Raw genomic sequence first — 25,833 nt, forward strand, 5'->3', positions numbered from 1 at the left:
AGTCGATACAATCGCATTGTTAGTCGATACAATCGCATTGTTAGCCGATACAATCGCATTGTTAGTCGATACAATCGCATTGTCAGCTTATAATATAGATAAACAAAAATATTTACAGTTATTGCGAGCGTAGCGTTTGCAAAGCGTCTCATTGGTGCAGCCTTTGGTAGAGAAGAGAAGCAATCCCAGCCTTTGCGATTGCTTCATAACGCTTTGCTGCGTTCGCAATGACATTGTGTAATTAATTATAGTCCAGCCGCGATTTCTAATCGCCAGGGCTACAGCATACGTTTCAAATCTTGTAAAACTGCGGCGGCTGATTGATAGCGATCGCTAAAATGATAGCAAACCATTTTATCTAAAATTGCTGCTAATTCTTCACTCACTTGCACCGTTTGTCGCCACATCACATTCCCTGTTTCTGGCTCTGGGTGGAGTTCTTGCGGTAGTATCCCAGTTATGGCTTGAATAGCAATCATTCCTAAAGCATAAATGTCACTGCATAAACGGGGATGACCGGCAAATTGTTCTGGAGGTGCATAACCCCGCGTCCCAATAGCTACTGTCGCTAATTCTGTTTGCTCACTACTCGGTGGTTGCATCAATTTCACAGCACCAAAGTCAATCAATACCAGCCGATCATCTTGAGCGCATCTAATAATATTAGTCGGTTTGAGATCGCGATGAATCACTCGATGTTGATGAATAAATTCTAGAACTTCTAAAACTTGTTTGAGCATTTCCATCACAAATGATTCGTTTTGCACATTTTGTACGGGTGGTAATTCTTCACTGAGGGTATGTCCCTCAATATATTGTTGAATTAAATAAAATTCTTGGTTATCTTCAAAATAAGCAAGTAGTTCGGGAATCTGATGATGTTTACCCAAAGTTTCTAAAATTTCAGCTTCACTATGAAACAACCTGCGAGCGACTTGCAAAAATCGTGTATCTTGACGGGCTGGCATTAACTTTTTAACTACACAAGTAGGATTACCCGGTCGTTGAGTATCCTGTGCTAAATAAGCCCGACCAAATCCACCAGCACCGAGAGTTTGAGAGATTTTGTAGCGTCCACTCAAAAGCAAATCACCTGATTTTATTTCTGGTGAATCAATTGGGGGAAGAAAGTCAACAGAGGAATCGGGAAGTGCTGTTTTATCTTCTAAGAGTACATTTAATTGGGCGATCGCTTCTTGTTGTTTTTCAACTTGCAGAATAATCACCTGAGTTTGCCGTTGATTTTGGTAGCTAGTATAAGCAATTACACAGATACTACTAATAACTAAAGCAAGAGCAGCAGGGATTAACGGCACCCATCCAGCTTGCAAAAACAAAGCAACGCAGATTACTACTAAGCCAAGTAAAGTCATCCCTACTACTACTAGCAAAAGCAGTGGATTTTGGCACCGCAATGCTAAAACACCACCTAATAGCGACCAGCCCCATACCCAAATAAGTTCCGCCCAGTCGGGCCAATACCAAATCAAAGGTCGCCCATCCAACACTGTGCTGATGATTTGACTTGCTATCTGTGCATGAATAAACAGAGCAGGCATTCTGGCTGGTTGATCTGGTAAAGCGCTGTAGGGGGTATAAAAGCCACCTGGGGGGAGATTAGCTGCTGTAGTGCCAATAATTACTAGACGGTCTTTGAATAAACTGGGGTTGACTCGACCGTTAAGAACATCTGTGAGGGTTACTTGGTCGGCAAGGTTGTTGGGGTAACGGTAATTTAATAATATTTGATAGCCATCTGCCTCCAGATGTTGGTAGCCACCGGAATTAGGTTGTAAACGCACAAATAGGGTTTTACCTAACAGAAAATCTCCTTTTTTAGTGAAATCATATTTAATACCTTGTTTTTCCAGATAATCAATTGCAATTAATGCACCAAATGCAAATGATGTTGTACATTTATTGTCTGTAGAGTTAGCAAATAATAAAGTACGGCGGAGAATTTGGTCGTTTTCATTGTCAGCAACCACATCGCTAAACCCAACATTATCTATAGGGACATTTGGCGGTGGGGGAATTTCATCTCTACCCAAGCTGCTGAACAAACAGGTAGTGACAATGTTATCTTGATTTTGGAGATTAGCCGCCAAATTATTGTCTTCTGGTCGGAAAAGATATAAACCAACAATTCGCGGTTGATAAGACTCTATTTTCTTTAATAGCTGATTGATTGTCCGATCTGATATGGGCCATTTCTCTCGTTTGAGATCCTTATCAGTAATTTTTACTAGCAAAATCCGCCGATCGGGTGCTTCTGCTTTCCGCGATCGCAACATCTGGTCATAAACTCTTAACTCCCAAGGCTGTAACCATTTGAGTTCCCGAACTCCCCAGATAAAGGCGGTGACTCCTATACTGGTAACAAAAATAATTTGCAGCCAGCTTTTGCTCTTAGAAGTTTCACGGGAATCCTGAACTTTGACAAAAGGTACGCGGAGTTTTTCTAATAGTCCACTAATCACGGCGTTGAGGCGGTAGCCTGAATTGGGTAGATGTTGTAGGCGCAGAAGTCAATTTTCGGAATCTAGGTTAAAAGCTAGTTAACCTAAGCTTTTATTAATGTAGTAATTTACTTGCTAGTTAGAGACTTTGACGTATTCTTACTTTGAAAGCAAGCTTACGCCCAGTGTCAACTATAGAATCAGACAACTGCTAATCATCTGTTTGAGATGTTTGAACATCTTCAACAGGACTGGTAATTGGGAAAGAAATCGGATTAGTAGATGGAGTTAGTGAATCTAACTGGGGTTGTTCAAGCGATGCTTCCATGCTTGAATCAGCAAAATAGGAGCCAACAATTCTATCATAGTTAGAAGCAACAGCTAAAAAAGCACCACCCAAAATATAGATAGGTAATGGCAGATTAAATTCTTGCAACCAGTCAAACAGTTCCGCTAAGGCAAACAGCACTAAAAAGCAGGCAAGCCAAACCTTCATATTCTTATCCCCTGAATTGAAACAATTCTATTACTAGCTTAAATAGCTTGCACGATCGTTGATGTAGTACATAATCACCAACTTACAATAAAGCAGATGGGCAGAGGAGAAAAATGATTTTCGGTACAAGCCTTGCCCCTTGTAAGCAGTCTTCTTTCCCCTATATTATCTTGCTCCTCTGCCTCTTATTGACAACCTCTATAACCCTAGATAGGTGCAGTTAGAGTTATAGCATCTGCTATATTGCATTAGAAAAATCAAAATATATTTAGCTTATGCCAGCGATCGAACAGCCAAGGATTGCACAATTGGTTCGTGAGACTTGGCAGTGCCTCAAATTTACACAGGTAAAACTGGCAACCGTGTTAAGGGTTTCATTCCAAACTATAAACCGATGGAAAAACGGACGTACACAACCTTCACTACTGGCGATGAAACAAATTAAAGAACTATTACAGCAGATGAGAGAACCCGGTGAGTCGCTTTTAGCCACTGGCGATGAAACAAATTAAAGAACTACTACAGCAGATGGCAGAACCCGGTGAGTCGCTTTTAGCCAAATACTTTTAAAATGAGTGAGAACCTGAAAGCTCAAGAGGTTACTGAATTGCAGCAATATTTGAGCGAACAGCAAACTGCGCTGCGCGATAGTGAAGCACGTTACCGTTCACTAGCAGAGGCAAGCGCATCCATTGTCTGGAGGGCAGCACCTTGGGGCAACGTTGTTGATGATATTCCAACTTGGCAGGCGTTCACAGGGCAAAATCCCGAACAATATAAAGGATGGGGTTGGGTTGGGGCACTGCACCCAGAAGATCGTGCCTCGATAGTGGAAATTTGGAAACAGGTATTTCCTACACGCAGCGTTGCAGTTGCTGAGTATCGTGTTCTGCGGCATGACGGCGAATACCGTTATATGAATATACGCGGTGTGCCCATACTCGACGAAACAGGCGAAATCCGCGAATGGGTGGGAATGTGCGTCGATATTACCGAACGCAAGCAGGCTGAGGCCAAACTGCGCGAGAGTGAAGCGCGTTTTCGGCTGCTAGCTGAGAATTCAACTGATATTATTTCCCGCCATACAGTCGATGGAATTCTTCTCTACGTTTCACCAGCTTGCTACACAGTCCTGGGATATCAACCAGAGGAATTAGTCGGTCATCCTAGCCATGAGTTAGTTCACCCTGACGATTTGGTAGAGATTGCGAGAAATTACCCAGTCAATGGCGATTTACCAGATATTTATACCATTACTCACCGTGCGCGTCATCAAAAGGGACATTATATCTGGTTGGAAGCAACTGTTCGAGCGATTCGCGATCGCCAAACTCAAAAAATTTTAGAGATGCAGGCGTCTTCGCGAAATATTACTAAGCGCAAGCAGGTGGAAGAAGAGCAGCGTTTTCTGGCTGAGGCTAGTGGGATTTTGGCTGCATCATTGGACTACGAGACGACCTTAGCAGGTTTAGCACGTTTGGCTGTGCCGGAAATCGCTGATTGGTGCTTAGTTGATATCATTAGTGACAATCAATTACTCCGTCGGGTTGCAGCAGCCCATGCCAATCCAGAGAAACAAGAATTGGTAGAACAGTTACAAAATTATCCGCCTGATTTGGCACAAACAGCAGGTGTTGCTGAGGTAATACAGACAGGCAAATCACAAATTATTCATTTGATTTCTGATCAACAGATCCAAGGGTTAAGCCACAACGCTAGTCACTTGAAAATATTGCAAGAACTAAATCCGACATCTGGTATGAGTGTACCGCTAATCCTTCGGGGACAGGTGTTGGGAGTTATGACTTTGGTATCTTCCTCAGGTCGTCGCTACGATACCAAAAGCCTGATGTTAGCTGAGGAGTTGGCTGGCCGGGCGGCGATCGCTGTTGATAATGCCCGACTCTATAGAGAAGCACAGCAATCTCAACAGGCAGCTTTACGCGCAGTATCTCGCACTACCCGTCTGCAAACCATTACTGCTGCCCTTTCTGAATCTTTAACTCCGACACAAGTCGCTGAAGTAATTGTGGAGCAAGGTATAGCAGCTTTGGGAGCTAGCTTTGTTTTTGTCGCACTACTGACTAAAAACGGCACTGAATTAGAAATTGTCCGAACTGTTGGCGATCAACAAGAAATAGTCGATTCATCGCGTCGATTCTCGATTAATGCACCCGCGCCACTGGCAGAAGCAGTAAGAATTAAGCAACCTATTTGGCAAGAGCCAACCGAAACAAAGATGGCTCCTTACTCAAATCTGGCTCAGGAATACGCCCAGTACAACTATGGCGCTTGGATTTCGATTCCATTGATCATCGAGGGACGAGCTATCGGGGGAATGTCTCTAGCTTTTACTGAAATTCAGAAGTTTAATCAAGACGATCGAGCCTTTATGCTGGCACTAGCACAGCAGTGCGCTCAAGCGATGGAACGTGCCCGTTTATACGAGGCAGAGCAAACTGCCCGGAAGGCAGCAGAAAACGCCAACCGGATTAAAGACGAGTTTCTGGCAGTACTTTCTCATGAATTGCGATCGCCACTCAATCCAATTTTAGGTTGGTCAAAGCTACTCCAAACCAAAAAACTTGATGAAAAGACAATTCCTCAAGCGCTGAAGACTATTGAGCGCAATGCCAAGTTACAGGCTCAACTGATTGAAGACTTACTGGATATCTCCCGGATTTTACAAGGTAAAATCAGCTTGAATATCTACCCAGTCGATCTGACGTCTGTGATTTCCGCAGCAATGGAGACAGTGCGGCTATCGGCAGAAGCGAAATCAATTGAGATGCACATCAGCCTGGAACCAAATTTGGGACAAGTTTTGGGAGACTCCAACCGATTGCAGCAAATCGTTTGGAACCTGCTCTCAAATGCAGTTAAGTTTACACCAGAGGGCGGACGGGTTGATATTCTACTATCATCATGTTCTAAGTCAAATTCCAACTCAGCAATCATTCAAGTCAGCGACACAGGGAAAGGCATCGACCCGAATTTTCTGCCTTACGTGTTTGAATATTTTCGCCAAGAGAACAGCAGCACCACCAGAAAATTTGGTGGATTGGGGTTAGGATTAGCGATCGTCCGTCACTTAGTCGAACTGCATGGCGGCACAGTCCAGGTAGAAAGTGAGGGCGAAGATCGGGGGGCAACTTTTACTGTAAGACTACCGTTAATCCAAAATCAATTAGAGATTAAACAAGACAGTAGCGACTCAGAGCCATCCTCAAATTTGAATGGTGTGAAAATTTTAGTAGTGGATGATGATACAGATACGCGAGAATTTATTGTCTTCTTACTAGAGCAGTATGGGGCAAATGTGACAGCAGTAACATCACCAAATGAAGCCCTAGCTACTTTAGCCCAATCCTTGCCAGATATACTTTTAAGCGATATTGGGATGCCAGAAGTGGATGGATGTATGTTTATGCGACAGTTGAGAACACTGCCACCAGAGCAGGGAGGGCAAATTCGAGCGATCGCACTTACCGCCTATGCTGGAGAAATGAACGCTCAACAGGTACTAAGAGCCGGATTTAACAAGCATATTGCCAAACCAGTAGAGCCAAGCGAGTTAGTAGATGCGATCGCTAACTTAATCGCTGAATAAACTTGCTTCTACCTATTTACCGCCAATCCCCAACTCAATATTTATTTTTCACTGATGAGTGTTTCGGGAGTGATAGCTGCATATTCTTGAGGTGTTAGTAGTGCTTCTTTAATATCAATCTTTTTGGGTAAGATTTTTTCCTTATAAAACAAATCAGCAACACTTTGTTGACTTTGGATTAGTTTTGGAGTGATTCCTCTGAGTCGGTAAGTAGCACGACTAGAAATTATTTCTTGAATAGGTAAATCAATTTTGAGTACAGGTGCTATAAGTTTGGCTACTTCTTTACGATTCGCTTCTGCCCATTGACCATTTTTATCAATTTCTTCTAAGATGATGCGAATTAATTCAGGATTTTCTTTAGCAAACTGACGTGTTCCTATGTAATATCCGCCTGGAGTGCCAATATTTGTAGCATCTCGCAATACACGGGCACCGTAGAGTTTTTCTACCAAAGCTAAATGAGGATCGCCAGTTACCCAAACTGGAATAGTTCCCTGAATAAATGCACCACGGGCTTCAACATTGGGCATACTCAGAACTTTAATATCACTATATTTTAGATTCGCTTCTTCTAAGGCTTTGATAATAAAATAGTGAGAAGCCGAACCTTTTTGAAAGACCACTTTTTGACCTTTAATTTGAGCTAAAGTTTTAATTGGAGAATTTTTAGGAACTGCGATCGCACTACCTTTACTAGAATTAGGGCCAAGTCTTCTACCAGCCAAATAGATAATTTTTGCACCCGCAGCTTGGGCAAAAATCGGAGGCGTTTCTCCAACTGAGCCAATATCAATTTTGCCCACATTCATCGCTTCCATCAGTTGTGGCCCTTGAGCAAATTGTGACCACTCTACTTTCAAGCCCAAAGGCTCCAAACGTTTTTCTAAAACTCCTCTGACTCTAACTAAATCACCAGAGCTTTGATACCCTATTCGCAATAACTTTGTTTTAAAAGTTATAGTTTTAGCCCCTGCTGGTTCTATCTTAGGCTCAGTTCCTGTATTTGTGTTAGATACAGTTGACGTACAACTGATTAAAGTAGTAGATAAAGCTAGAAAACCAGGTATTGTAAACAAGGCAAATTTACTGATGACTGTTGTCTTAGGTTTCAATAAACTTTTAAACATTTTTGCACAATTTTATATTTGGCTTCTATAGGTTTAATATTTAAGCTATACTCACTTACTTTCTTGGTATTTTTGAGTTTTGATTGTAGAGGTTTATTGCTAGGCAAATTTAGCCTTTGCAAATATTTTAAAAGCCTCATAATATTTTTTAGTTAAATTTAATAATTTTCGTTGTAGCGTTTTTAATAATTGCTAACAACTATCAATTTCAGTCTAAAGTGTATCAATTTTGGTCTGCAAATAAAGTATTCATTAACACTTGTTTTGAAACAAAAAATATTTTTTACTATTTTTGATTTACAAGCATAGAGTACAATCTTCAGACAAGTTTTATTGGTCAATAGTCCAGAATAACTCTTGACTATTGACCAATAAAATGTATATTTAAACGCCCATTAAATAAATGGGTAAAATTAAATGTAAAACCTCACCCTGCCTCCGGCTTCCCTCTTTGTGAGTTCGGAGAGTGATTGAGGGTGAAGTTTTATCTTATGTTTAATTACGCCTACCTACTTAGCTTAATCTTCTGAGCTATAAATCCTAAAAGGGACGACTACCTGCAAGGCTAACCCGCTTTAATACTCGTCGCTCATTCGGATTGAATGCTTGGCGGTAATGTAAGGTAGCTTGATTATCCCAGTAGACAATATCGCCTACAGACCATTTGTGTTGGTAGTAGAATTTGGGTTGATTCAGATGTTGCCTCAACTGTTCAATCAGTTTAGATCCTTCTTCTGGCTCTAACCCGACAATTTCCACTTCTGTAGCAGCATCTAAGTAAAGATGCTTTTTACCACTCTCTGGATGTGTTCTAACTAAAGGATGGGGAAAGATCGGACTGATTAAAGGAATACTCTTGTCTAAACGATACAAAGAGCGGGGTGCATTCCGATCTCGCAAAAATGGGTTGTAGGTAATTAACTGTAAATCTGCAATCCGTTCTTTGGTGCCTTCATCTAATGTTTGATATGCCAAATTGGTATTTAACCAATAAGTATCTCCACCTTGAGAAGGAATTTCCAAAGCATAAAGAAGTGAACCACTAGATGGGGTAGGAGTCCATTTATGATCGGAATGAAAAGTTAATTCTCCAGTACCGGTGTAGCCACCATCAACATTGGAAATCGGAATCACCACCGGAGTTTCTCCTGGTTTAGAAGCCAATACTGGAGTTTCATCAGATGGTACAAAGAGTGCGCCAAAGTATAGAGAAAAGTTCAAAAGTTCTTGATCGGAGAGCTTTTGGTCTTTGAAGATTAAGATGTGGCGATCGCGCAGTGCTTGCTTAAGTTGTAATATCACTTCAGGTGGGATCGCTTGACTGGCATCAATATCAGTAACTATGGCTCCCAAAGGGGCATCAATAGACCTAATTTTAACCTTTGTCAAAGTCGAGGTAGGCATAATATTCTTTGGTGCTTTAATTTTTTCTTCAGATAATTACTTATTCGCTAAAACGTCAGAGGGAGTAATTTTGGCGTACTCTTCAGGCGTTAAAAACCCGTCTCTAACATTCACTTTCTTGGGGATAAGTCCGAGGCTGTACCACTTATCTGCAACTTCCTGTTGCTTGGTAATAGTTTTCTCAGTGATTGGTAGCAGCCCATAGTCATATTTCTTATGCATTATTTCTAGAGTCGGCGGATCTAGCTGAGTTACAGGAGCAAGCAGTTGTGCTACTTCTTTGGGATGATCCTTAGTCCAGATTTCTGTCTTTTCTAGCTCCTCTAAAAACACTTTGATTACATCAGGATGAGCCTGATAAAATTGGCGTGAGGTTGAGTAAAAGTTGCCCGTATCCCTCAACTTCCCGCCATCTGCTAAAACACGAGCGATTTTATTTTGTACATTTCTAGTACCAAATGGTTCCCAAATATACCAAGCATCCACCTTATTTTGACTGAATGCCGCATTTGCATCTGCCGGTGCTAAAAAAACTGATTGGACATCGCTCAGTTTCAACCCTGCATCTTCTAATGCTTTAACTAATAGGTAGTGACCAATGGAAGCTTTCTGAAAAGCCACTTTTTTACCCTTCAAATCCCTAACAGTTTTAATCGGAGAATTTACAGGAACTAAAAGTGAAATAGTTTTACCACTAGGGTGTGTAGTAGCTAGATAAACAAGGGGCGCTCCTGCTGCTTGGGAAAATACAGGAGGTGATTCGGCTGTAGATGCAATATCTAATCCATTTGCATTTAGGGCTTCTAACTGTTGTGGCCCAGCCGCAAACTCAGCCCACTGCACTTTAAAACCCAGAGGCTCTAATCGCTTTTCTAAGGAACCCTGTTTTTCTAAAACTGCTAAAGCGGTAAGTTGTTTTGAACGTACAATCCGTACTACTTGTTTCTCAGTTGACTTCTCTGTAGTATTAGATGAAACTACTGACTCAGGGGAAGTTGCTGACTGTTGAGTGTTATTTTTGGCTTCACCACAACTTGATAGGGTCGTCGATAGCATTAAGCAGTAACCCAAAGCAAATAATAAAGACCGACGTGTTGTTTTCGGGCTTTTTCTGAATTCAAACTTTCCTTTTAAAGCTGGCATGGGTTGTTTTATTGATTTTCCTCTAAGTGGCTAAAACAGTAATGATTAATTGCTATGTAAAAAACAAAAAATCTTTTTTATTAGTTTATCTAATGATTAAAATAAATTATTTTTAATCTAAAAGCTTTATATATGAAATTAAGAAATAGGTGGGTTATACCCACCCCAAAACGACTCGAGGAACTGAGAATTTAATAGTTAGGAGGCAAAAATTTAGGAAGTGGAGTGAGAAAGACCCACTTCAATGTCATGCTAGTGGAAGATTGAAATTTGTGAATGGAACTCTGTTTTATTTGCGTGCAATTTTGCTAGTACAACACGGCGTAAATAAACCACCCATTCCAAATCAATAAAACATTTATGCTGTATTCATTTTGACTTTTGACTTCCGCCTTGCGGCACTAGTGCTTCCAAGCGACTAGGATTGTAGCTTTGACTTCTTCTGTAAAATGTCCAGACGGCTCAACTGCTAGTAGCGCTTCTCTAAGATCCTTTTCAAATGCTGGAGCATTATCACCATAGAAAATTTTCAGAGAGAAAGCTGTAGTGTATAAATAGCCGAGATAGCTATCGACAGTCCAAGATTTTTCAAATGGCACTTCATAGGTTTCTTGACGAACAAAAGCCGAATTGCCAATGACGACATCATGGGTAGGATCGACTGGCTTACGAGTGCCTTGTCCTCGTAAGCCAGTTCGGCGTTCTTCACCTAACCATTTTTTCACTACTCCAACAGCAGCTTGTTTCCAAGGTAAATTGCTTTCCCAAGGATTATCACCAGTTTGAAGCAGTGCTAACCCACCATCATCAGTAAGCAATTCATCAAGGCGTTCAAGTACTAGTTCGCGTTCCATCCAGTGAAACGCTCTACCGATAGTGGCTAATTTAAATGTCCCTAAACTAGAGTCGATTAACTCTGCTCCTTGTTCTAACCAAGTAATATTATTTGCTCCGACTGCTGCTGCTTGCCGTTTAGCTTCTGCAATCATGTCGGGATCGGGATCGATTGCCACAACTTCTTCAAATCTAGTTCGTAGAGGAATGGAAATTAATCCTGGGCCAGTACCTAAATCAAGGAGTCGTCCTTGACCATTGAGATTAAATATTTCGGCTAGTTTGTCGAATACAACCGGTGGGTATTTGGTTCTATATTGAGCGTAGCCCTCTGCAGCTCCCTCAAATAAACTTCGGTCATAAGTAGGAAGTGTTTTTAGTTGAGTCATATCAATTTTGGATTTTAGATTGGTGAGTAGAGACGCGATTCATCACGTTTTTGGGAATAAAGGTGGAGAAAGAAATAACCTATGCCCTAAGAATATTGCGTGATAACGGGTAGCTGCTCGTTAAGTACCCAATCGCCGATCGCTCGCAATTTGTAGTCCACGGGATCGTGCAGGGTAAAGGTTCGCAAATCTCGCCAGTAACGGTCAAACCCATATTTGGTTGCTGTAGCACGGCTTCCTGTAACTTCAAAGATGCGGTTGGTAATATCTATACCTACACGGGTTGCTAATGCTTTGGCTGCGGAAACTACAATCGCAACTTCTCCCCTTTCTTGATGAGTGAGGTTTACATCCTTGTCCCATGCTGTTTGCACCTTTTCGGCTGCTTGGTCAGCTAAAGCGATCGCAGCTTGAATTTCCACCCAAAAATCACCGTAATGATGCAGAATATATGGATCTTGAGTAGCATTATCTACTCCTGATGTAATCCACGGTTTAGTAGTAGTTTTAGTATATTCACGAGCGGCGGCGAAGGCTCCTTTAGTAATTCCCAGATAAACGTTGGTTTTTGTTAGCTGGGCAATAATGCCAAGAAAAGTTGAGAAGGCGCTATTAGGGGGATTTGCTGACCCCAAAATCTCATCTTTTTTTACTAGAACATTATTTTGACCCTTAAGTTCAGCAAGCGATCGCGGCCCATTCTTTTTCGCCACTAACCAGGCGGTTGTATTAAATTGACTGATCCGCAGCAGTCGGGTTTGCTGACCCCTTGCTCTCAGAATTATGGCTGGTGTATCGCCTAAAGAACCAACGTCTAATTGTCCTGCAACAAGCGCCTCATTTAGATCCGGCCCGTTAGGAAACCTTGCAAAAGTAATGTTTTGAAATCCCACTTTTTGCAGATCACGCTCTAATATTCCCTTTTTTTTTGCCCAACCAAGTGCCCCTGTCGGTTCTGAACTACCTACATAACCTATTCGTAAGGTAGAAATGTTATTAGATGCAGCAACAGTGTTATTGACATTAACAGCCTCAATAGATTGAGCAGATTTAGTTTCACTTTGGCTACATGCTGTAGTTGGTAGCAGTAGAATACAAGCCACCGAGGTTGATAATCTGGAGGTAAATTTATTTTTACTGATAGAACCTGTTACTACTTTGAACGACAGCATGACTATTTTCTCCGCCGTACTATTTCATCTGCTTCAGGATTTGGAATGTTTGATCGGCTTTTGCTGTTGGTGTACGTTTGTGTCCCCAACCGATGTTTTCCCGGTAACTACCCAGTAGCCCAACTTCTGCCAATTCTGCCTCGTTGACTGAAGTCGTCACATCGCTTTCTGGTGCTACATAAAGAGCATCAACTGGACAATATAATTCGCACATATAACAGGTTTGGCAGTCACTCTGTCGGGCAATGGTTGGCGGCGCATCAGCTACTTTTTCAAACACGTTGGTTGGACAAATATTCACGCAGATATTACATTTTATGCACCGCGACTCGCTGACCAACTCAATCACACTGCTGCTCCTATTTTAGATAAAGACTTTTCTGTACTCTGTAAAGGCTGACTCTTCACCCAGACTCGATCTAATCCGCCACTAATCAGGTGATGTTGCTGGTTAGCATCAAGTTCTGGATAGTCTTGATGTTTGTGCATCCCACGAGTTTCTTTACGTTCAATGGCACTGCTATACATCCATCGCGCTGTGGCTACCATTGCTGTAACTTCTCGCGCCCGGATTAGCTCTTTATCTGATGTTACCTGGCTACTGCGGAGTTCTTGCCAAAGATGATTTAGCTTACTCAAAGACTCGGTTAAGCCTTGTTCTGTACGGAAATAGTTCTTTTCGTAAGGGAATACTTCGGCTTGGACTGCTTGAATAATTTCATCAGTTGCCAAAGTTTGAGAGCGATCGCTCCCACTCTGTAATCCTACCTCTCCAACACCCTTAACATGGCGTTGAGTTTTGTGTTCCCCCAAACTGCGGCTATATTCGGCAGCTGATTTCCCCGACCAATAGCCAGAAGATATTGCCCAAGCCGCGTTGTGACTACCACCACCAGTAAATCCGCCACAAATCAGTTCCCGTGTGGCAGCATCTCCAGCCGCATAGAGTCCTCGTACAGAACTGGCACAACTCTCATCTACAATCCGAATTCCTCCCGTACCGCGCACAGTTCCTTCTAGGCGCAGAGTCACAGGGAAACGTTGAGTAAATGGATCGATACCTGCACGGTCAAAGGGTAAAAAGAAGTTGGGTTGTGCTAAACGCATAGATGGCCGCATCGATTCTGCGGCTTTGTCTATGATGGCGTAAACTGGCTGTTGCAGTAATGTCTGGGCTATTACTGAACGTCTATGAGAACTTGCCCCCGGAATCACAGTACCGTCTTCGTAGGTAAAAGTTGCCCAATTATAAAACAGGGTTTTGGTGACTGAAGAAAAGGCGGGAGAGATGCCGTAAGCATTAGAAAATTCCATACCCGACATCTCGGCTCCTGCTTCTGCCGCCATCAGATAACCATCCCCTGTCAGGACGTTGCATCCTAACGCTTTGCTGAGAAATGCACAGCCACCAGTTGCGATAATTGTGGACTGCGATCGCACTATCCATTTCTCACCAGTCTGACGATTTACACCTGTTGCACCAGCAACACCACCAACACCACCATCGTCATCTACCAGTAATTCTAAGGCGGGGCTGTTGTCTAAAATCTTGACTCTAGCACGTTGAATTTGCCGTCGCATCAGCCGCATATACTCCGGCCCTTGCAGCGATCGCCGATAGGGTTTACCTTCATCGTCAGTAGGGAAGGGATAACCCCACTCTGCTAACTGATTAACGTTGATATAGGTCTGATTCAGTACTCGATCCATCCAATTGCGATCGGCTAAAAACCCACCCAACGATTCCCGACTCGCCTTTGCTGTTTCCCGTGCTTCTGGATCGGGTGGCACATACCACACACCATTTCCAGATGCAGCAGCGCATCCAGTTGTGCCGCAATACCCTTTATCTACAAGGATCGCCTTAGCTCCATTTGATGCAGCACTCCATGCCGCCCAAGTTCCAGCTGGCCCACCTCCAATTACAAGCACATCTGCTTCTAAGTCGAGTTCAAAATCGTTTGTTAACGTCTTCAGCATCTACCATTTCCCCCCCATTTATAAAGTCTTAAGTGCAAAATAAATATTTAAAAATCTAGAAATTGCAATCTTTTAATACAGGTTCTCACTAGCTTGATTCCATAAAATACTTTACCTTGATCGATAAACCGTAGTTTATGAATATAATAGAGTTTTTCACAGTTTTCGACAAAAAGCAAGCATTTTACCAAACAACTTCAAAGGTAAATTTATGTAAAATCAACTTTGTTGGGGTGAGGCAGGAGGCATGGGTGTCAACTTAAGCTAAAACTCCTTTTCAAACCTTGTTTCCAGCCTCTGGCTGGAAATGCTTGTCATTGCGGCTCTGCCGTGAGTCAGACACTGGGAACGAGACAACAAGACAATCTCTCAAAGCTATGTCTAGACTGATTTTTACGTTAAGTTGACACCACTGGGCAGGAGGCAGATAAACAGTTTTGTCTGGATAAGTAAAGACGCAAAATTGGATTGGGCTTTGTTTTTAACGTGTCTCTTTGTGGGTTAAGAGCGATCGCTCCTTTAAGACTCAAGAATTCCCGGACTTTTAATTAAACAAATGTAAGCAAATCTTTATTCAGTCCGGGGAGTGCCATTCGGTTAAAACCTAAAGACAGTACGAACCCAAGCAAATAAACTATCAGGATTGCTGGCATCCGAATCAGGTGCAGTAATCCAGATCAAACCTGGCGTAACCTCAATATGATCTCCGATTTTATATTGGTAGAATGCCTCAACGTGCAGAGAAAGATCTCTGTCCGCTTGTCCTAGACCTTTTCCCAAATTTATATTATTACTAAGACTGATAAGTTTTGGCTCCATACCAACTAAAACCCCCCCTAAAGCACCTTCACTAAAAAGATCCGGGAATGCCAGTCCTACGGCCCAATCCATAGCTTCAGCATCTCCGCGTCCTAAATAACGGTGTACCCCATAACTTACCCACGCATTGATTGCCAACTTGGAATTAACTTGATAGAACGCCTGTAGGCCATAAAGGTTGCCTAGAGTTGCTACTCCAGGCACAGTGCTGTTTACCAGGTTACTCCCGACTGCTGGGCCGAAATTTGTTCCGCTAAAACCTATGGTATTTGGTGGACTATAGGTATTAACGTAAGTTGCAGCTACCCGAAAATTCCTATTACCGGAGTAGTATATTAACTGTGCTAAAGCTAAATATCTGCCTGTAAATAAGCCATTATTAGCTGTGGCATTGTTACCGTTTGGTGCGCTGTACGCTATCCCGAATTGAACCTGTTTGCCTAATCCCTGGAGTATGGCAATTCCGGGGCCGCTATCTCCATAGTTATAGACCAAAGACCGCCTTGAAAATCGTGAAATCCCATTAGCACCAGTCGCAGAAGACGATTCAAAATATGGGTTAACCGGACCAGAAAGACCTATCTCACTAGCTCCGTCAGACAAGGGATAAATGTTGACTTGGGTATTTGGAAAAGGTAGAAACCGATAGCGAACACCACTGAGAATAATAGTATTGCGTGGAAAAGTAATACTGGAGTTATCAGCAGTTCTTCCCTCATAAGTTCCCAATAATCCACCTGTTGGATTTAGCGGAGTAGGTGGTGCTTGTCCCAATGATTCAATATTTCCACCTCCTATTGTTATCCCTAGTGAATCTTTACCGTTAAAACTGGTGTTTAACCGTAAAGAAGTTGAGCCTTGAAGTGTGACATTGTGAGGTGCTGGTGTCTTTCTAACGACGTTATTGCCTGCTATAACTTCGCCAAGGACAATCTGAGAGCGACCTATAAGTTTGGTTGTGGTCGTAAACTGAGTTGATTCTAACTTCGCATTTCGTACTTCCAAGCTATCTAAGCGTCCCCGAAGTTGAGCGAGTTCTGGAGAAAATTGTTCTTGTAGTTTTTTGATGGTATCCAAGTCTTCGCGTTTGACTAAATCTGTTGTCGAAGTCGCTATTAGTTCATTGAGGCGATCTAAAGCTGCATTTAACCCAGCTGCAAATTCATAGCGCGTTAGGGAGCGATCGCCTTTAAATGTACCATCTGTATATCCTGCAATTACACCGTAGCGCTCAACTAAAGACTGTAATGCTTGAAATGCCCAATCTGTCGGCTTAATATCTGATAGTTGCGAGACGGATGTTGTTTGTCCTGCTGCATTATTTGGAGCTTTTTTGTTAGCTGGCGGTGCAACTTGCAACAATTGCGAGACAGGTGTCACTCGATCTTGAAAAGCGTTTGGAGCTTTTTTAAGAGTGACTGGTGCAGAAGTGTCTACTGTTTGATTAACAACTGCTTCTGGCGCTTTGTTTTGTTCTACTTCAGTCGGAGATACATCAGATTTAGGTAGTTCAGCCTGACTTTTGGCTGGATAAAAAACTAGGATAGCTAGAATATCTAGCAACAAAAGTAGAAACACTATGGATCTATAATTCCAGCGAAAATTCGACATGACTCCTGAACTCCTCAACCTTAAAGATGAATAAATTAGCTCCTCATTGGGCAATAGAACCAAGATAAATCATTGTTCTAATATTTCTAAAAAGACAATTAGAACATAGATTCACCAAAGCTTTAGCCGCTGAAAAAAGTGCAAAATTCTGTTAAATATCGAAACTAGTACTAAGTAGTTAATCTCTACTTTTAAGGGGAACTCAACCACACACTATATGAACTGATACTTCTGAGACATCCTAAAGTCCGTTTTTTTAGTTATGCTGTACAAAGTTCATCAATGGCTACTGACATTGACGAAAGCTTGATTTCGATTCAAGTGATTATTTGCCAATTAACATTAGTTGAAAACGCTATTTTGTAATCAGCTAGATTTTGACAGCATCAATTGTTGTATAAGTACGATAGTTCTATCGACTTACCGTATATTGTTAGGATTATCTTTGCATAGAGCTTGGTACAATGCAAGACCTAGTACTTTTCCATGAGGCGAAAATATGTCAAAATTCTTGGCTAAGTCAATTCCAGCAACTGCGTAGGCGTAGCCCGTCGTAGACATCGTCGGAAATAGTCAGTTGGGAAAGACGAATAGACCTTTTGTACAAATGCAAAATTCGCCCACCCTGCGGGATCTTGCTACATCCCCCAACCCCTTCTTCCAATTTTGGGAAAAGGGGAACCAATTTCAAACAGGACTTACGCAAAATTATGAAAAAACGAACCGCATACTCCTACGGAGAAGCAAGCTACGCGCAGCGTCTCGTTAGAGAAGGACACAAAGCACACAAAGGAATAAGCTTTCAGAGAGTTATTGCGTAAGTCCTATCAAAGTCCCTCTCCCAAGATTGGGAGAGGGATTTAGGGTGAGGGCTTTTTAGGATCTTCTAAATTATCTAGTTTGTCAGAATTACTTGTTGAGTTAGAGGATTTGCGATAAAAACCACCTACCTCTGCCAAAGTATAGAGGGGCCTAGCTTTAACTTCTTCGTAGATGCGCCCTATATACTCGCCTAAGATGCCAACACTGACTAACTGCACAGATCCGAGGAAGAAAATTGCCATCAAAATAATCGTAAACCCGGTTAAAGGCGAATGGGGGACAAAAAGACGCCAATACAATACTAATAAAGCCATGAAGATAGCGGCGGCCGCTGCTACTAACCCTAAGTAAGTTGATAACCGCAGTGGCACTATTGAAAAGGACACTAAACCATTGATGGCAAGAGCTAAGGATTTGCTAAAAGTATATTTAACTTCCCCAGCAAAGCGGGGATTGCGCTCGAACCGAATTGCTGTTTGCTGAAAGCCAACCCAAGAACGCAGTCCACGAATATAGCGGGTGCGTTCTGGCATAGAATTGAGAATATCTACGATCTGCCGATCCATTAGACAAAAATCACCAGTATCAGTAGGAATCTCTACATCTGCAAGCTTTTTGAGGATGCGATAAAAGAAATAGGCAGTAAAACGCTTAAACCATCCTTCGTTAAGGCGTTGAGTGCGTTGAGCGTAAACGACCTGATAGCCCTGTCGCCATTTTTCAACCATATCAGGAATTAGTTCTGGTGGATCTTGAAGATCGGCATCAAGGATGACGATAACTTGACCCCGGACAAAATTGAGACCAGCAGTAACTGCAATTTGATGACCAAAGTTACGAGCAAAACTCAGATAGCAAATGCGTGGGTCTTTTTGATGAAGCTCTTGTAGTAATTGTAGGGAGCGATCGCGGCTACCATCATTGATTAAAATTAATTCGACAAGCCCATCCATCCGATTCATTACTGCACTCAGTCTGCGGTATAGTTCTGGAATAATTTCTTCTTCGTTATAAATTGGAACAATGAATGAATACTTTGGTAACATCTAGAAATATGGTTTAATTTTTGAACAGCCAAGCTAACAGACTGCTTGCGATCGTAAAGGTTTGGTTGTCAGTATACCTAGCAAGACTCAAGTTTCATCCCCATAATTTATTTATTCTTCGGATTGATGTTATCTGAAGAGTCTGATCCTTTAAGACTTTCTACAGCTTTTTTGGGAAAAGTCCGACGATGGCGATACCAAGTAGACCCTGCTACCAGCGTTCCAGTTAAGCCTAATGCAAGTATTAACGGCAAAAAATCGCCTGTATTCACTGCCTTCAGACCAGAACTACCTAGTAGTACAAAAGGTAAGACACTAGGAACAGTACCAAGCGTTGTACCGAGAACATAATCTTTAAAACCGATCGAAGTTAGTCCAGCAACAAAGTTGACCAAACCATAGGGCATGATCGGTACTAATCGGATGGCAAACATATAAAAAAGCCCTCCACGTCGCACCTCAGCATCCATAGCTTGCCAGCGTCCTGCTAATCGTTTTGCAACTGTTTGGCGTCCAATAGTCCGAGTAAAAACAAAGGCAATTATCGCCGCAATGATAGCTCCAACACTAGTCCAGACAGTACCCAGCCAAGGCCCAAAAATTGCACCTCCAGTCAAATTAAGCACCGTTGAAGGCAAAACTAACATAGTTGCCACAACGTATAAAGCAATATAAATAATGGGTGCCCAGATACCAGAAGATTTCAGCAAGGCTTGGATTTGTGATGGTTCAATGCCGCCAAGAAGATATACTGCTATACCAGTTGCAATGATACAACTCAGTGTGAGTAGTAAAATACCAGCTTTCAAGTTCCACACTAGAATAATCCTACTTTTTTTGTAACCCAACCCATCTTTCTTAAATTTTCCCTTTAATTCATTCTTGAAAACTTTGGTTCTGGAAACTAGTACTCTGACACATTAATTTTGATAAATTCGTAGTGTGACCACATTGTACTAGAAGAAATACAGGAGTTTTCAAGTATAGGACTTACGCACACTCTACGAATCCTTGGCGTTCTTCTCTAACGAGACGCTTCGCGTTGGCGGAGCCTCTCCAAGAGTTGGCGACTTGGCGGTTCGATAAATTAAGCTTTTTGGCAATTTTTGCGTAAGTCCTGAAGTAGATAAGGTACAAAGTGTAGGACTTAAAATCAGACATAAAGAGTTTCTACCTCCCTTCCTGCCTCCTGCCTACTGCCTGCAAGGCTTCTGTCGATGAAACCGGAAGCGAACACTTTCAAGTCGCAAAAATGTTGGGTAATTGACACAAAACTTGTATTCTTCACGACAGCCATTGTTGCAACAAAAGTGTCATGATTGTCGGGATTGTGCGTAATAACGTCAATTTTGTAGGCAGTTTTCTTTATGAATCGTTAATCTATACTGGCGTTTTAAATAATTTCCTGTAAAATGCTGACTATAAAATACGGTAATTCGGTCGAGCTACCGTAGAAATTTATCCTTAATACCCTGCCTGACACAAATGCAAATTCTTTGGTTTATTCCTACTGGATCTCATGACGGACGCTATTTAGGCACAGATATTGGCTCTCGTGTTGTCACACCTGATTATTTACAACAAATTGCCCAAGCTGTGGATAATTTAGGTTACACGGGCGCATTGTTACCTACTGGGAGTTCTTGTGAAGATGCTTGGATAACTGCCGCTGCTTTCATATCTGTCAGCAAGCAGATGAAATTTCTCGTAGCAATTCGTCCGGGAATTACTTCCCCAGGTGCTGCTGCACGGATGGCAGCAACATTTGACCGAATTTCTAAAGGAAGATTGTTAATTAATGTAGTCACAGGTGGAGATCCTCTGCAACTGGCTGGGGATGGCTTGCATCTTAGTCATGACGATCGCTATGATTTAACCGATGAATTTCTCACAGTTTGGCGGGGTATCGTTAGCGGGGAAACAGTCGATTTTAAAGGAAACTACCTGGATATTAAAGGTGGTAAGCTCCTATTCCCACCAGTTCAACAACCCTATCCACCTTTGTGGTTTGGTGGTTCATCTGCTGCTGCCAAGCGGGTTGCTGCTAAACATATAGATGTTTACCTGACTTGGGGTGAACCTCCACAACAAGTTGCCCAAAAGATTGCCGAAGTTAGGAAATTGGCAGCGGAACAAGGTAGAACAGTCCGTTTTGGGATTCGCTTGCATGTAATTGTGCGAGAAACCGAGTCAGCTGCTTGGGATGCTGCCAATGAGCTAATTAAGTATGTCAATGACGATGCGATCGCTAAAGCTCAGAAAGACTTAGCTCATTCTGATTCTGAAGGACAGCAGCGCATGAGTCAACTACATAGTGGTAGTCGAGAAGCCTTAGAGATTAGCCCCAACCTGTGGACAGGAATTGGATTGGTGCGGGGTGGTGCTGGTACGGCCTTAGTTGGAGATCCTGACACCGTTGCCGCTAGGATGCTGGAATATCACAATTTGGGCATAGAAACATTCGTTTTCTCTGGATATCCTCATTTAGAAGAAGCGTATCGCACCGCTGAATTATTATTTCCCCGCCTACCTTTGCAAAGCGAATCAGCACCTTTAACGCCACCAATTTTGAGTTCTGTTGGCGAAATCGTCGCCAATGAAAAATTTGCAAAACAATTAACGAGTGCTTCATAACCAACGTAATTAGTGATTTGTAATTAAAGACCAAATTACTAATTATGTTGGTGATACTTCTAGATTCATCCTTTGGAACAATCTAAAATCCCAAATTCCATGACTATTACCTTTAAAAGCACCAAAAGTAAAAATAATATATCCCTGAGCGAGGTGTTAGACAACCCGCAAATCGAGAAAATAGTTCCTTGGATTGTGCCTGTTACCGTATTAATTCTTTGGGAACTTGCTTCTAGAACTGGCCTACTTTCAAGCAGGATTTTACCAGCACCTAGTGGTGTAATTGCTACAGCGATTAAACTAGGCTCCACTGGAGAACTGTTCCAACATATAGGAATTAGTGCTGGACGGGCGATATCTGGTTTTATAGTTGGTGGCAGTATTGGGTTTGGTTTAGGACTACTTAATGGCTTTTCCCGTGTAGCAGAAAAGTTACTGGATAGTTCCTTGCAAATGCTCCGTACTATCCCTAATTTGGCACTAATTCCGCTAGTGATTCTCTGGTTTGGTATTGGCGATCAAGCTAGATTATTTCTAGTATCTATGGGGGTATTTTTTCCGTTATATATCAATACATTTCATGGTATTCGCAGTGTTGACCCTGGACTGATTGAAATGGGAAAAGTGTATGGATTAAAAACACCACAACTTCTGTGGCAAATCATTTTTCCAGGAGCTTTGTCTTCGATTCTCGTTGGTGTCCGTTTTTCCTTGGGGATTATGTGGCTGACACTAATTGTGGCAGAGACGATCGCGGCAGATTCCGGTCTTGGTTATATGGCAATGAATGCCCGTGAATTTATGCAAACTGATGTTGTGGTTTTGAGTATTGTAATCTATGCACTGCTGGGTAAATTAGCAGATTCTATTGCTAGAGGATTAGAAACAAAATTCTTGGCTTGGAACCCCAATTATCAAAAGTCCTAAATGCTAAATTCACCAGAATTAAAGGTTTAAAATTCCTAATTTTAACTTTTGAGTTCTATTAATTTTGAGTGTGATTTGCTTTCTTGAACGTCTCATCAGACTAATTAAATTTCAGTTGTTCTCAAAAAGGAGGTTTTGCAAGTGAGTTCAAATGTGCAGGGTATACAACTAAGTATTTTAGATTTGACGAAGGTTTTTGGCAAGAAAACTGTTTTAAACTCGCTGAATTTGGAAGTTGAAGCGGGTGAGTTTGTCGCTATTGTCGGACGAAGTGGTTGTGGAAAGAGTACCTTATTGCGTCTGGTGTCAGGATTAGATAGAGTAACTTCAGGTGGAATATTACTGGATGGAGAACCACTGCATAGACTCAGCCGTTTTGTAACAGTGATGTTTCAAGATTCCCGCTTGCTGCCGTGGAAGCGCGTTGTTCAAAACGTGGGGTTGGGCTTAGAAGGTAATTGGCGTGAAAAAGCTTTATGGGCACTCAATAAAGTCGGACTCAAAGATAGAGCTGATGAGTGGCCTTATGTTTTGTCTGGAGGACAACGGCAACGGGTATCATTGGCCAGAGCGTTAGTCAGTCAGCCCCGTTTGTTATTGCTAGATGAACCTTTAGGAGCATTGGATGCTTTAACTCGGTTAGAGATGCAGGCTTTGATTGAAAACTTATGGCAAGAACGAAGATTTACTGCATTTTTGGTTACTCACGATGTTGAAGAGGCTGTGGCGTTGGCAGACCGAGTGATAGTGATTGAGCAAGGAAAAATTTCTATGGATTTGCCTGTGAAACTTTCACGTCCACGGGATAGAAGTAGCGAAGTGTTTATCAATATCAGAGAAGCAGTTTTAGAACGAGTAATGAGCAATCAAAGTACTCAGCCAACTAATCAATTGTTGCAGTTGAGTAATTAAGATTTAGCTTTCGTTAGTTGATTAATATCATGCTTGAGGTAGCTGCGGTAAAATAGGCTACATCGAGATTAAAACTTCCTTATATTGTTCAAAGTAATTTCTTCGCAAAACAACTTTATTTATCACTGGGCTTTCAAATATATGGAATAGAGAAAATGGCGTATAAATTAAATAATCAATATTTCAATCTTGAATTTATGTATTTAAAAAGTAAACAAGAACAGCTAAATTATTCCAGAAGATCGTAATTTGTGCTTGGAAAAGAGGCTTTGGCATCCGAGAATTGATAGATGCAACCTTGCTAATTATTGGCGCTGGTGGTATTGGTCAAGAAATCGCCGCTTGTGCTAAACTTTCGGTTTAAGAATTATTGGCAGTCGCCGTCATTCCCAAGAGATACCAATACCAAATTTTGATAAAGTAGTGGGTGCTGATGAATGGCGTAGTTTACCGCCGTAGGCATCGCTCCTAGCAGGGGTAAATCATGTAGTTATTGCAACACCATGTACTTCAGAAAGTAGAGAATTTATTGATGAATCTGTATTGCGTTGGCGTAGCCCGCCGAAGGCATCGCTCCTAAATCATGCCTACTTAATTAATATTGTTTGCGGTGGCGTAATCGATGAATCGGCATTAATAAAAGCGCTCAAAGAAGGTTGGATTGAACGTGCAGGATTAGACGATACAGTTAACTTTGAACCCTTACCCCCAGAAAGTTTTTTATGGTAACATCTTAACATCTCGAGCGTACCTCATACTTTCGGTCATTCACTCAAAAGTAAACAGCGTTCAATAGCTCTATTTATCGACTATCTAAAGCGTTACCAAGCTGGTCAGCCGTTACGAAATGTAGTAGATAAAAAAGCAGGATACTAAACAATTAAAAATTAAAAATGAAGAGGTGCTGCCACTTGGGTTGCACAATCTAAAATCCAAATCGAAAATGGAATTAGGAAGTAGCAAATTGTGAAATTAATTTTACCCGATCATCTCATTGCAGATATAGAACCACACCTACCATCTAATATAGATGTCGTGGAGGTGGATAGTGAAGGTAATTTTGATGGTGATGCCAGTGATGCAGAGATTTATGTCAATGGATTTTACCTGAAAACCTCTACTCTTGACAAAGTATTGACAGCAGCACCCGCACTGCGTTGGCAACAGTCACCAAGTGCTGGCGTGAATCACATCCTCACGCCAACTTTTTTGCAAAAGGACATTATCCTCACCAATGGCGCAGGGGTTCATGCAATTCCAATTTCGGAATTTGTACTGGCATTTATGCTTTATCACGCCAAGAATCTGCGGAAATTACAAACTTTCCAGAATGAACACACTTGGGTAAGAGGAGTGTTTCTCGAAGAGTTGGTAGACGCGACTTTATTAATTCTCGGCACAGGAAATATCGGTCAAGCGATCGCATCTCGTGCTAAAGCCTTTGGAGTTATAGTTTGGGGTAGTCGCCGTCATCCCGAACCCCTACCGAATTTTGACAAAGTTGTCGGTGCTGATGAGTGGCGATCGCTCTTGCCGGCAGCAGACTATGTAGTTATTGCTACACCACTTACTCCAGAAACTAAAGGCTTGATCGATGAAGCTGCGTTGCGCTCTATGCGTCAGTCTGCTTACCTAATTAACATCGCTCGTGGTGCGATCGTAGATGAAGCCGCATTGCTTACCGCACTACGTGAGGGCTGGATTGCGGGTGCTGGATTAGATACGGTTGCAACCGAACCTCTGCCGCCAGAAAGTCCCTTGTGGTCGTTGCCGAACGCTTTTATCACACCCCATTGTTCAGCCTTGTCGCCACGCCTGAGAGAGCGCATAGCACAACTGTTTATCGACAATCTCAAACGCTACCAAACTGGTCAGCCCTTGCGGAATGTCGTAGACAAACAAGCAGGATACTGAGCAATTCAAAATTCCAAAAAATTAATTATTGCTCCTATAACGATGCGATCGCACATAAATATTGAGGCACTACGATGTGTGCAAAGGGATTTGGGCAATCTCATAACCCAAAAATCAACAAGCTAGTTTTAAAGAGAGTGAGCTATTGCCCGCAACGTATTCCAGAAGCTTCAATCAAAAGCATTTGCCTCGTTATGTCGCTTGAATAAAGATAAATGATAGAGTATATAGCGATCGCTATGCGAAAAATGTAAATAAGATATGGCTGACCAAAAAGATAAAGCTCAAGAAAAAAACCGCGTTGAACAGCTTCAAGAAGAACAAGGCAACACAGATTCTAAACACTCAGGGGGTGCTGGCGCTTCTGGCGGCAACTCAGGTGCAGGCAAATCTGGCACATCAAAAATTTCTGCCAGTGGTACACCTGATGATATCGAAAAAATTGATCGGGAGTAAAGCTGACTCCGACAACGAGTCAAGGTTTAACTACGTTGGCTCTAATTAGTAACTCAACTCAATAAAGTCCTGATT

At 42.0% G+C, this 25,833-nt stretch carries 20 protein-coding genes; 8 read left to right on the top strand and 12 right to left on the bottom strand.

The genetic code is table 11. From position 1 onward, the window contains the following. Positions 1-278 precede the first annotated feature (278 nt). Positions 279-2,480, bottom strand: a complete 2,202-nt coding sequence (locus ACFE93_RS13770; RefSeq protein WP_375473817.1) for a CHASE2 domain-containing protein — start codon at positions 2,478-2,480, stop codon at positions 279-281. Positions 2,481-2,670: 190 nt separating this feature from the next. Beyond that, a complete protein-coding gene (locus tag ACFE93_RS13775; RefSeq protein ID WP_375473818.1) occupies positions 2,671-2,955 on the bottom strand; it encodes a hypothetical protein in 285 nt (94 codons plus the stop codon). Positions 2,956-3,230: 275 nt separating this feature from the next. Between ACFE93_RS13775 and ACFE93_RS13780 the strand changes: the two genes are divergently transcribed. Together ACFE93_RS13780 and ACFE93_RS13785 are read left to right on the top strand one after the other, a co-directional pair. Beyond that, the gene (locus ACFE93_RS13780) at positions 3,231-3,467 is read left to right on the top strand and encodes a helix-turn-helix domain-containing protein (RefSeq protein ID WP_375473819.1); all 237 of its coding nucleotides are present in this window, start codon (positions 3,231-3,233) and stop codon (positions 3,465-3,467) included. A 59-nt stretch (positions 3,468-3,526) separates the two neighbouring features. Beyond that, on the top strand, positions 3,527-6,565 hold the full coding sequence (locus tag ACFE93_RS13785; protein ID WP_375473820.1) for a PAS domain S-box protein: 3,039 nt from the start codon (positions 3,527-3,529) through the stop codon (positions 6,563-6,565). Between the two features lie 41 nt (positions 6,566-6,606). On the opposite strand, the gene ACFE93_RS13790 is transcribed toward ACFE93_RS13785, so the two are convergent. From ACFE93_RS13790 to ACFE93_RS13835, 10 genes are all read right to left on the bottom strand, one after another. Next, entirely contained in the window at positions 6,607-7,695 is a 1,089-nt protein-coding gene (locus tag ACFE93_RS13790; protein ID WP_375473821.1) for a sulfonate ABC transporter substrate-binding protein, read from the bottom strand. Between the two features lie 540 nt (positions 7,696-8,235). After that, positions 8,236-9,099: a TauD/TfdA dioxygenase family protein gene (locus ACFE93_RS13795; protein ID WP_375473822.1), complete on the bottom strand. Its 864-nt coding sequence runs from the start codon at positions 9,097-9,099 to the stop codon at positions 8,236-8,238. A 36-nt stretch (positions 9,100-9,135) separates the two neighbouring features. Further along, entirely contained in the window at positions 9,136-10,242 is a 1,107-nt protein-coding gene (locus ACFE93_RS13800) for an aliphatic sulfonate ABC transporter substrate-binding protein (RefSeq protein WP_375473823.1), read from the bottom strand. A 401-nt stretch (positions 10,243-10,643) separates the two neighbouring features. After that, complete coding sequence (locus tag ACFE93_RS13805) at positions 10,644-11,465, bottom strand: class I SAM-dependent methyltransferase (RefSeq protein ID WP_375473824.1); 822 nt, start codon at positions 11,463-11,465, stop codon at positions 10,644-10,646. 86 nt (positions 11,466-11,551) lie between these two features. After that, entirely contained in the window at positions 11,552-12,637 is a 1,086-nt protein-coding gene (locus tag ACFE93_RS13810) for an acyl-CoA dehydrogenase family protein (RefSeq protein ID WP_375473825.1), read from the bottom strand. Between the two features lie 19 nt (positions 12,638-12,656). Beyond that, positions 12,657-12,986 carry a 4Fe-4S binding protein gene (locus ACFE93_RS13815; protein ID WP_375473826.1) on the bottom strand — a complete coding sequence of 110 codons (330 nt, stop codon included), beginning with the start codon at positions 12,984-12,986 and terminating at the stop codon, positions 12,657-12,659. After that, positions 12,983-14,617 (bottom strand): FAD-dependent oxidoreductase, encoded by a 1,635-nt coding sequence (locus ACFE93_RS13820; protein WP_375473827.1) that lies wholly within the window; start codon positions 14,615-14,617, stop codon positions 12,983-12,985. Before ACFE93_RS13820 ends, ACFE93_RS13815 begins: the two co-directional genes overlap by 4 nt. A 597-nt stretch (positions 14,618-15,214) precedes the next feature. Next, a complete protein-coding gene (locus ACFE93_RS13825; protein ID WP_375473828.1) occupies positions 15,215-17,047 on the bottom strand; it encodes an iron uptake porin in 1,833 nt (610 codons plus the stop codon). A gap of 860 nt (positions 17,048-17,907) precedes the next feature. After that, complete coding sequence (locus ACFE93_RS13830) at positions 17,908-18,915, bottom strand: glycosyltransferase family 2 protein (RefSeq protein WP_375473829.1); 1,008 nt, start codon at positions 18,913-18,915, stop codon at positions 17,908-17,910. 107 nt (positions 18,916-19,022) lie between these two features. Further along, a complete protein-coding gene (locus tag ACFE93_RS13835) occupies positions 19,023-19,733 on the bottom strand; it encodes a TVP38/TMEM64 family protein (protein ID WP_375473830.1) in 711 nt (236 codons plus the stop codon). Between the two features lie 667 nt (positions 19,734-20,400). Here ACFE93_RS13835 and ssuD point away from each other — a divergent pair. The 6 genes from ssuD to ACFE93_RS13865 all read left to right on the top strand — a co-directional run bounded on the left by ssuD (position 20,401) and on the right by ACFE93_RS13865 (position 25,758). Then, entirely contained in the window at positions 20,401-21,549 is a 1,149-nt protein-coding gene (ssuD, locus tag ACFE93_RS13840; protein ID WP_375473831.1) for an FMNH2-dependent alkanesulfonate monooxygenase, read from the top strand. 99 nt (positions 21,550-21,648) lie between these two features. Further along, positions 21,649-22,476 carry an aliphatic sulfonate ABC transporter permease SsuC gene (gene ssuC, locus ACFE93_RS13845; RefSeq protein WP_375473832.1) on the top strand — a complete coding sequence of 276 codons (828 nt, stop codon included), beginning with the start codon at positions 21,649-21,651 and terminating at the stop codon, positions 22,474-22,476. Between the two features lie 141 nt (positions 22,477-22,617). Then, on the top strand, positions 22,618-23,388 hold the full coding sequence (locus tag ACFE93_RS13850) for an ATP-binding cassette domain-containing protein (RefSeq protein WP_375473833.1): 771 nt from the start codon (positions 22,618-22,620) through the stop codon (positions 23,386-23,388). A gap of 492 nt (positions 23,389-23,880) precedes the next feature. Then, positions 23,881-24,117, top strand: coding sequence for an NAD(P)-dependent oxidoreductase (locus ACFE93_RS13855; protein WP_375473858.1), 237 nt, complete (start codon positions 23,881-23,883; stop codon positions 24,115-24,117). A gap of 234 nt (positions 24,118-24,351) precedes the next feature. Then, positions 24,352-25,302, top strand: a complete 951-nt coding sequence (locus ACFE93_RS13860; RefSeq protein ID WP_375473859.1) for a D-2-hydroxyacid dehydrogenase — start codon at positions 24,352-24,354, stop codon at positions 25,300-25,302. Positions 25,303-25,563: 261 nt separating this feature from the next. After that, on the top strand, positions 25,564-25,758 hold the full coding sequence (locus ACFE93_RS13865; protein ID WP_375473834.1) for a hypothetical protein: 195 nt from the start codon (positions 25,564-25,566) through the stop codon (positions 25,756-25,758). Positions 25,759-25,833 lie beyond the last annotated feature (75 nt).

The organism is uncultured Nostoc sp. (assembly GCF_964247315.1).
GTDB lineage: Bacteria > Cyanobacteriota > Cyanobacteriia > Cyanobacteriales > Nostocaceae > Nostoc.

Coding starts and splice junctions, on each gene's coding strand:
- ACFE93_RS13775 (WP_375473818.1), bottom strand. CDS start 2,955: ATGAAGGTTTGGCTTGCCTGCTTTTTAGTGCTGTTTGCCTTAGCGGAA.
- ACFE93_RS13780 (WP_375473819.1), top strand. CDS start 3,231: ATGCCAGCGATCGAACAGCCAAGGATTGCACAATTGGTTCGTGAGACT.
- ACFE93_RS13785 (WP_375473820.1), top strand. CDS start 3,527: ATGAGTGAGAACCTGAAAGCTCAAGAGGTTACTGAATTGCAGCAATAT.
- ACFE93_RS13790 (WP_375473821.1), bottom strand. CDS start 7,695: ATGTTTAAAAGTTTATTGAAACCTAAGACAACAGTCATCAGTAAATTT.
- ACFE93_RS13795 (WP_375473822.1), bottom strand. CDS start 9,099: ATGCCTACCTCGACTTTGACAAAGGTTAAAATTAGGTCTATTGATGCC.
- ACFE93_RS13800 (WP_375473823.1), bottom strand. CDS start 10,242: ATGCCAGCTTTAAAAGGAAAGTTTGAATTCAGAAAAAGCCCGAAAACA.
- ACFE93_RS13805 (WP_375473824.1), bottom strand. CDS start 11,465: ATGACTCAACTAAAAACACTTCCTACTTATGACCGAAGTTTATTTGAG.
- ACFE93_RS13810 (WP_375473825.1), bottom strand. CDS start 12,637: ATGCTGTCGTTCAAAGTAGTAACAGGTTCTATCAGTAAAAATAAATTT.
- ACFE93_RS13820 (WP_375473827.1), bottom strand. CDS start 14,617: ATGCTGAAGACGTTAACAAACGATTTTGAACTCGACTTAGAAGCAGAT.
- ACFE93_RS13825 (WP_375473828.1), bottom strand. CDS start 17,047: ATGTCGAATTTTCGCTGGAATTATAGATCCATAGTGTTTCTACTTTTG.
- ACFE93_RS13830 (WP_375473829.1), bottom strand. CDS start 18,915: ATGTTACCAAAGTATTCATTCATTGTTCCAATTTATAACGAAGAAGAA.
- ssuD (WP_375473831.1), top strand. CDS start 20,401: ATGCAAATTCTTTGGTTTATTCCTACTGGATCTCATGACGGACGCTAT.
- ssuC (WP_375473832.1), top strand. CDS start 21,649: ATGACTATTACCTTTAAAAGCACCAAAAGTAAAAATAATATATCCCTG.
- ACFE93_RS13865 (WP_375473834.1), top strand. CDS start 25,564: ATGGCTGACCAAAAAGATAAAGCTCAAGAAAAAAACCGCGTTGAACAG.